2 protein-coding genes are annotated in these 9321 nt (G+C 62.9%); both read left to right on the forward strand.

The genetic code is table 11. The features are described 5' to 3' along the window. A partial coding sequence (locus BN1143_RS02335; RefSeq protein WP_042049533.1) for a ShlB/FhaC/HecB family hemolysin secretion/activation protein occupies nucleotides 1-1554 on the forward strand: 1554 nt, incomplete at its 5' end. 13 nt (nucleotides 1555-1567) lie between these two features. After that, nucleotides 1568-9321, forward strand: a 7754-nt coding sequence (locus BN1143_RS02340) for a two-partner secretion domain-containing protein (protein WP_042049534.1), incomplete at its 3' end; no start/stop codon positions are given.

Here is a 9321-nt window from a genome sequence, read left to right on the forward strand (position 1 = left end):
CAGCGTAGCTTGCTGGAAGAGGCTGCGCGCCAGCGCGACGACGTCGCCCGGCAAACCCAGCTGCCCGCCGCGCCAGCAACCCCCACTCCCGAAGCCGCAGGCCCCTGCTTTGTGGTGACTGTTATCCGCTTCGAGGGCGCAGGCCAGCTTGATGCGGATGCTCGCACCACGCTGACCCATCCGTTTTTACACACCTGTATGGGGTTGCCCCATATCAACGCCTTGATCCGCGATGTCAGCCAGTGGTACCTGGCACAGGGCTTTATCACCAGCCGCGCGTTCCTGCCCGAGCAAGATCTGGCCAGCGGTACGCTGACGATTGCCGTGCTGGAAGGGCGAGTGGAGCGCATCGTTGTCGATGGTCAGCCTGACCGGATCACCCGAACCCTTTTCCCGGGTCTGGTGGGGGAGGTGCTCAATCTGCGGGATCTGGAGCAAGGGGTGGATCAGCTCTCCCGCCTGCGCACCCTCTCTTATCAACTGGACATTCAGCCGGGCACGGCGGCGGGCCAATCCATCGTCAATCTGAAAGGGTCGCGCAGACTTCCCTTGCAGGGCAGCCTCGAGTTTGACAACAGCGGACAGCAGAGCACGGGAGAAGAGCAGGGGCGGATGTCGCTGAGTGCTGACAACCTGTGGTCACTGGCCGAGCAGTGGAGCCTGGGAGGTTCACGCAGCACGGATGGGCGGGCTGCCCATGATGCGACCAGTTGGCAGGCCGGCTTGAGCCTGCCGTATGGCTATTGGCTGTTTGATGCCGGCTATCAGTACAGCGACTATCGCAATGATCTGCTGTCGCGCGGCTATGTGTATGACAGTCGCGGCAACACACGCACCAGTACCGGTACGCTGTCGCGCACCCTCTATCGCGATGGTCAGAGCAAGGTGTCCGCCGTGCTGGGGATCACCCACCGGCAAAGCCGCAACTTCATCATGGAGCAGTTGCTGGAGAGCAGTAGCTACCGCCTCTCTTCACTGCGCAGCGGGCTCAACCTGGCGACCCGGGTCGATCATCATTTCTTCACGCTCAATCCGACGCTCACTCTGGGCACGGACTGGTTTGGCGCCGACAGTGACCGCGGCCGGTCAGTCGCGGTTCCCCGGGCTCAGTTTGAGAAGTGGGGGCTGTTTGGCAGTTACAGCACGGCCTGGCAGCAGCTGGGCTGGCTCTCCACCCTCTATGGCCAATGGAGCCCTGACACGCTTTACAGCGTGGAGCGGGTCTCGTTGGGTGGGGATGCCTCGGTGCGGGGCTTTAAAGAGCAGAGCCTCAGTGGCGATGTTGGCGGTTACCTGCGCAACGAGCTGAGCTGGCAGGCCCAGACGCCAGCCTGGCTCGGTCAGTGGCGAGGGTGGCTGGCCCTCGACATGGGGCGTGTTGACCTTGGCAACCAAGGTGACCGCTGGCGCGGGATGGTGGGCACGGCCCTTGGCTGGGAGCAGCGCTATCGCCATGTGGCCGGCAACCTCAGCGTGGGGTTCCCGATCAGCGCCCCGGCCTGGCTCAATGCCGATCCCTATGTTGTGAACTACCGCCTGAGCATCAATTTTTAACGGAAACACAGTGATGTCGACACCCAAGTTGCCCCTGACCCTTCGCCTGCTTGCTTACCACCTGAGCGCATTGTTGGCCTTGCAGCCTGCACACCCTGCCTTTGCCGAGGGGATTGCGGTGGCAACGGGCAGCACCACGCTCAATCAGGCGGGCAATGGCGTACCGGTTGTCGACATCGCAACGCCCAACGGGGCCGGGGTATCACACAACCTCTACCAGGATTTCAATGTGGCGCAGCCTGGCGTCATCCTCAACAACGCCACAGGCCAGCTGACCCAGACCCAGCTCGGCGGGCTTATCCAGAACAACCCTCATCTCACCGGTACGCCGGCCAACGTCATCATCAACGAAGTGATCGGTGCCAACCCCTCTCAGTTACAAGGCTATCTGGAGGTGGCGGGTCAACAGGCTGGCGTGGTAGTGGCCAACCCCAACGGCCTGACCTGTGATGGTTGTGGCTTTATCAATACCCCCAATGTCACGTTGTCCACTGGCAAACCGGTGCTGGATGCCCATGGCCAACTGCAGATGCTGGATGTGAAACAAGGGGCGTTGACGGTGGGGGGCAAGGGATTGGATGGCAGCCGTCAGGCGTCTGTCGACCTGATTGCCCGCGCGGTGCAGCTCAACGGCGCCTTGCATGGCAAGGAGGTCAACGTGATCGCCGGGGCAAACACGGTCAACCGGCAGACGGGGGAGATCCGTGCTCAGCAGGGGGACGGTGCTGTGCCGGAAGTGGCCATCGACACGGCAGCTATGGGGGGCATGTATGCCGGCAAGATCCGGCTGGTGTCGACCGAGCAAGGGGTAGGAGTCAATCTGGCCAATGCGGTGGCAACGCAGGGGGAGCTGACCCTGGATGCCAACGGCAAGATCCGGCTGCGTGACAGCAGCAGTGCTGGCAACCTGCAAGTCAGCAGCCAGGGTGAGTTGGCGGTGGCGGGGGCTATCCACAGCGCTGGTGCAGCGAAGCTGGCCGCTGGCGGTGAGTTGACGGCGCAAGATGCCGATATCGCGGCAAAAGGCGATGCCACGTTGCAGGCGCGTACGCAGCACTTACAGCGGACCAAGGTCAGCAGCGGTGGCACCTTGGGGTTGCAGGCGAGCGATGCGCTGGTGGTGCGAGAAGGCGAGTTGCAGGGTGAGAGGCTCCATGCCACGGCGCAACAGTTGGACACCCAGTCGGCACTAACGGCAAAGGACGTGACACTGCAGGCCGAACAGTTGCGTCAGGCGGGCCAGGTGCAGGGCACCTCGGTGCGGTTGGCGGCGGGTGCGCTGCGCCATGAGGGCACGACCCAGGCAGCACAGAACCTGGCTATCGATGCGACGACGCTGGATAACCAGGGAACGTTGAAGAGTGGGCAGGTGATGAGCGTCGCGCTCGGGGAGCGAGGCCATAACGCCGGTGAGCTGAGTGCGGGCGACAACCTGGCGATACGAGCCGGTACGCGCTGGGAGCAGGGAGAGCAGGGCAAGAGCAACGCAGGTCAGCGTATGCAGCTGCAGGCGCAACAGGTGAGCCTGGCGGGTGACGTAGGTGCTCCGACGCTGGATATCAACGGCAATGAGCTGACCGTAGCGGGCAAGGTGAAAGGCAACGCGGTGCAGTTGCAGGCGGGTGTGCTGACCAACCGGGGCGAGGTGCAGGCAGGGCAGACCCTGAACTGGCAGGGTAGCCGATTGGCCAACAGCGGTACCCTGCAAGGGGACAAACAACTGGTGCTCAAGGGGGATGCCTTGCAGAACCAAGGCACCCTGGCGGGAGGCGACAGCCTGACGTTGCAGGCCGACACCCTCGACAACGAGGGGCGTATCGCCAGTCAGCTGGCGACGCTGGCCGGTCGCCAGCTGCGCAGCAGTGGCACCTTGCTTGGGGTCTCCCGGCTGACTCTCAAAGGGGATGAGCTGGCCCTGACGGGGCAGCAGCTGACCGACGGTGAACTGGAACTGGGCAGCCGATTGCTGCAGTTGAGTGGCCAAAGTCTGGTCGGTGGCCAGGCCCGGGTGACGGCCGAGACAGGCAATTTCGATGGTGTGCTGAAGGCGCAGTCGTTGGTGCTGGCAATCAAGGAGGCGACGAGCGAGGGCAAGCTGCATAGTCGGGAAGGTATTGCGTGGGAAGGGCAACGGCTTGCGACGGGCAGTGCGAGCGAGCTGCTGGTCAACCAGGGCGTGAGTCTGAGCGGCGACCAGCTGGTACTGGGTGGTACGGTTGGTGCGGGCCAGAATATGGCCATCAAGGGCAAGCAGGTCACGCAACATGGCCGGCTGATCAGCGGGCAGATCTTGAATATCGATACCGATGAGTTGCTGCTGGAGGGAGAGACAGAAGCAGCCGCGTTGAATGTTCACAGTAATGAGCTGACCGTAGCGGGCAAGGTGAAAGGCAACGCGGTGCAGTTGCAGGCGGGTGTGCTGACCAACCGGGGCGAGGTGCAGGCAGGGCAGACCCTGAACTGGCAGGGTAGCCGACTGGCCAACAGCGGCACCCTGCAAGGGGACAAACAACTGGTGCTCAAGGGGGATGCCTTGCAGAACCAGGGAACCCTGGCGGGAGGCGACAACCTGACGTTGCAGGCCGACACCCTCGACAACGAGGGGCGTATCGCCAGTCAGCTGGCGACGCTGACCGGTCGTCAGCTGCGCAGCAGCGGCACCTTGCTTGGGGTCTCCCGGCTGACTCTCAAAGGGGATGAGCTGGCCCTGACGGGGCAGCAGCTGACCGACGGTGAACTGGAACTGGGCAGCCGATTGCTGCAGTTGAGTGGCCAAAGTCTGGTCGGTGGCCAGGCCCGGGTGACGGCCGAGACAGGCAATTTCGATGGTGTGCTGAAGGCGCAGTCGTTGGTGCTGGCAATCAAGGAGGCGACGAGCGAGGGCAAGCTGCACAGTCGGGAAGGTATTGCGTGGGAAGGGCAACGGCTTGCGACGGGCAGTGCGAGCGAGCTGCTGGCCAACCAGGGCGTGAGCCTGAGCGGCGACCAGCTGGTACTGGGTGGTACGGTTGGTGCGGGCCAGGATATGGTCATCAAGGGCAAGCGGGTGACACAACATGGTCAGCTTGCCAGTGGCCAGGGGATGAAGGTCGATGCCGATGAACTGGCGTTGGCCGGGCAGGTACAAGGGCGTGCAATTACCCTGACCAGTGAGCGTGCGACCCAGCAGGGGCGCATCCTGGCCAGCGATACGCTGAACTGGCACAGCAAGCAGCTGGATGGCAATGGCTGGCTGCAGGCCGGCCAGGCTCTGAATTTGAACGGGGAGCGGCTGACCCACAGCGGTACGGCTGTGACGGCCGGCAAGCTGGCGCTCACCTTTGTAGAACTGAACAGCACGGGGGGCCTGTTTGCCAATGAGATGGCGGTGACGGGGTCCCGCCTGCTGTTGAAGGGGGGGCTGGAAAGCAAGTCATCCGCGCAGATAACGGCCGACGAGTTGCAACTGGGGGGCGAGCTGCGCACCGGGGCTGACCTGGCACTGGGGGCGACCTTGTTGACGCTGTCCGGAACTCAGCATGTTGGCGGCGACCTGCAACTGCAGGCCGAGCAGGCCGAGGTGAGCGGAGAGCTGGAAGTCGGCAAGCTGCTCAAGCTGGATGCCAAGATGCTTGCCAGCAGTGGCAAGCTGCTGGCAAGCCAGGCTGATATTGCGGCGGCCAACTGGCAACAGCGTGGCGAATTGACCACCGACAATGCGCTGGTCTGGCGTGGTGACAAGCTGACTCAAGAGGCTGGCAGCGCCCTGCGCGCCGGTGGTGTGCTTAACCTGAGCGGTGATGACATCACTCTGGCCGGGGAGGTGGCAGCCAAAGGTGATGTGGCAGTGGTGGCCAATGCGTACCAGCAACAGGGGACCATGAATGCGGCCCAGGGGCTGCGTATCGATGCGACCAGGCTACAACTGGATGGCACTACCCAGGCGAAGACGGCGCAGCTGCATAGTCAAGTGGGAAGTAGCCGTGGCCAACATTTGATAGGCCAGCAGCTCAACTGGCAGAGCGACACCCTGACCAACCTGGGGTGGCTGCAAGCGGGAGAGAGTCTCGCGCTGACAGGGCGTGCGCTTGATAACGAAGGCACAATCATTGCCGGTGGCGACCACCAGCTCAACGCCACGGAGCGCCTCACCAATCAGGGCAACCTGGCAGGCAAGACACTTTCTCTGACAACCAAAGCGTTGCAAAACGGCGGGCTGTTGCAGGGTAAGCAGGATATTACGCTGCAGGCGGAAGAGGCCACCTTGACCGGGCGCTTGGTCAGTCAGGGGGCGGTCCAGCTGGGCGCAAAACTGCTGGCGCTGGGCGGCAATGCAAACATCGGTGGCGCCCTCACCTTGCAGGGGGATACGCAGCAGCTGGCCGGCATCTGGCGGGTTGGCGGGTTGCTGCAAAGCACCGGTAAACAACTGACGTTGGCTGGTGACTGGCAGGCAGGTCAGTGGCAACTGCAGGCTGATGCGCTCACCAACAAGGGGCGCCTGGCCAGCGAACAGGCGGCCAATTTTAAGGTGACGGAGTGGCACAACGAGCAGGGCGCGACCCTGGTTGCCGCGGGACCGTTGAACCTGACCGGCCAGCGCTTGCTGCAACAAGGGAGCTGGCTGGGTAATGGCAGCCAAACCCTGATGGTCGACGAGATAACCCAGCAAGGTCAGTGGCTGGGTGACGGTGCCTTGCAGGTGAAAGGGAGCAAGTTGGTCAACAGCGGCACGTTGCGGGCCGCCGGTCTTGACCTGACCGTGAATGAGCTTGAAAACCGAAGCCGGATGGAGAGCGGCGGTGAGCTGAACTGGCAGGGGACGCAGTGGCGCAATCTTGGCGCGCTGTTGGCAGGGCATGCCACGTTGACGGGCGATACCTTGCTCAACAGCGGGGATGTGGGCACCCGTCAACTGACCATGAAGGCGGCCACCCGTCTGGACAACCGCGGTGTATTGGTTGGCAAGGAGGGGATAAACCTGACGGCGGCGACCCTGGACTCGCAGGGTGACATGCTGAGCAATGGTTCCATGCAGTTGGGGGCCTCACTACTAAACCTGAATGGTTTGACCCAGGCCGACGGTGAGCTGGTTATGGCTGCGGAGCAGGCAACGTTGGCCGGCAACCTGGCAGTTGACCAACTGCAGTGGCGCGGCAAGACGCTGGTGATGTCGGGCACGGCGGCGGCGCGAGATGCCACCTTGAGTGGTGAACAAGTGACGTTGGGTGGCACCCTCAAAGGGGAGCATCAACAGGTGACTGCGACCACCCTCACTACCGGTCAGCAGAGTCAATTGTTGGCCAAAGCAGGGCAACAGCTGACGGCTGACCAGATGACGCTACAGGGCAGTGCGGTAGCGGGAGGGGCTCAGCGCATCGAAGCTACCCAGTTGTCACAACAGGGGGTATTGGCCAGCGGTGGCTCACTGTCACTGCAGGTCGCCGATACCCTGCGCAATGATGGCAAGGTGTCGGCGCAAGCGATAACGCTGACGGCGGCACACATCGAAAACGGTGGTGCGCTGGTCAGCAAGGACGCACTGAACCTGAAGACGGGCACCCTGACTAACCGGGGCCACTGGCAATCGGACCAGGGCATCACCTTGACGGCCAACCGGCTGCTCAACAGCGGTCAGTGGGTCAGCGGCCTGGGTCAGACATTGACACTGGATACACTGGATAATAGCGGAACGTTGCTTGCCGGTGCGGGCCTTACCATCAACGCCCCCCAGCTGAGCAGCAGCGGCAAGCTGCTGGCCAATAAAGACCTTGTTCTGAACACCAACGAAGCCACGCTGGGCAGTGACAGCATCACGGCCAGCAATGGCCAGTTGCAACTTCATGCGGGCACATTGACCAGCCAGGGGACGCTGTCATCAGCGGGCAATCTGAGCTGGCAAGGCGCGAATTTGGCGCACAGCGGCAGTGCCGTGACCAATGGCGCGCTCACCCTGCAGGGTGAGTCCGTCACCCTGGACGGTGACCTGCAAGGGGAGCGGGTGTTGCTGGACACCGGCACATTGACCAGTCGCGGCAAACTGACCAGCCGTGGTGACCTGGCGGTCAATGCCCGTGGTGCGGTGCAGTACCATGGCCAACTGCAAGGCAATCAGGTTGTGCTACGCAGTGCCAGCTGGCAGGGAAGCGGTGGCGTCGGCAGTGGCGGCGCGCTTGAACTGCGTACCGGCCAGCTGCAACTGGCCGGCCCGTGGCGTATTCGTGGCGAGGCAGACATTCAGGCCGATACCATGACGCTGGGGGGCTCGCTGGTGAGTGGCGGCAACCTGACGCTTACCAGTCGGGGGGCATTGACCAGTCAGGCGGGCAGCCAACTGGTGTCGGGAGGAGCACTGTCGCTTGATGGCGCTACCCTGACGCAACAAGGGCTGTGGCAGTCGGCGCGTGGCATGAGCCTCAAGGGCTCGCGGTTCGAGCAGCAGGGTGACTTGCTGGCTGGCGGTGACCTGCTCTTGCGCAGCGGCTATTGGCAACAAGGTGGCAAGACCCGGGCAAACGGGGGACTGAACGCCGAGCTGACCGAGGGGGCGACCCTTGCAGGCACAGTGCAGGCCGATGGCAATGCAACCCTCTCGGCGCCCGCGCTCACCCTCAAGGGGACTCTGGCCGCCAAAGGCAATGTTGCGCTTAGTGCCAATACCCTGATAAGCCAGCTCGGTAACCTGCTGAGCGGTGGTGAGCTGGCCATGAATGCCGCGCGCATTGAGCAGCAGGGTCGTGTTGAAACGACTCGCCTGCAAAGCGGCGGTGCGCTGCAAAATGATGGGGTGATGTTGGTGGCCGGTCAGGGCAGCATCAGCGGTGTCCGACTGGATAACCGGGGCACCCTGCAGGGGGACGGCCTCACCATCAGCAGTCGCCAGCTCGACAATCGTGGTGCCTTACTGGGCAATACCCTGACACTGACCCATGACATCCTGGTCAACCGAGGACGGGTACAGGGCGGTACGCTGAACCTGACGACCCAGCAACTGGACAACGGCCAGGGGGCCGTTCTGCGCGGCCTGCATGTGGGGGACATCACTGCCACAACGCTGACCAACGCCGGTGAACTCTCCTCGGCCGGCCAACTTTTACTCAAGGGCAACCAGCTCGACAACAGTGGCCTCATCAGCGCCAATTTACTGGAGGCCTCGCCACTGGCGCGACTGGCCAACAGCGGCACCCTGTTTGGGCAACAGCTGACCCTGCGCAGCGGCGAGCTGTATGCACCGGGCAAGATACTGGCGGGGCAGAAAGCGACGCTGGATGCGGGTCGGGTAACTGGTATCGGTGAATGGCTGTCGGGTGGTGACTTGGCACTCAAGACGGGGTCATCGCTGACCAGCCAGGGCACCCTCAGCGCCAAGGGTACGTTGGACCTGCAGGTGCAGGGGGACTGGCAACATCAGGGGCAGTGGGGGGCAGGACAGCGTTTCAATGCGAATGTCACCGGTCAGCTTAATAACCGCGGTGCGTTGGTGAGCAATGGTGTCATGCAGTTGGGTGCTCAGCGGCTGGAAAATAGCGGCAGCGTGCAGAGTGGGCAAGGGCTGACGCTCAATACACAGGGCGAACTGCGCAACACCGGTATGCTGGCCAGCCAGGGTGACCTGGGGTGGCAGGGTGAGTCGCTGTTTAATGGCGGGACTGTGTATAGCGGTGGCAGCCAAATGCTCACCGCAAATAGCAACCTGGCCAACGAATATGGCACGCTGCTGGCGGAGCGGGGCGCATCACTCAAGGTCAATCAGGGTCAGCTAATCAACGCATCTGGAACGATTGATGC

This window comes from Aeromonas dhakensis, assembly GCF_000820305.1.
Taxonomy (GTDB): domain Bacteria; phylum Pseudomonadota; class Gammaproteobacteria; order Enterobacterales; family Aeromonadaceae; genus Aeromonas; species Aeromonas dhakensis.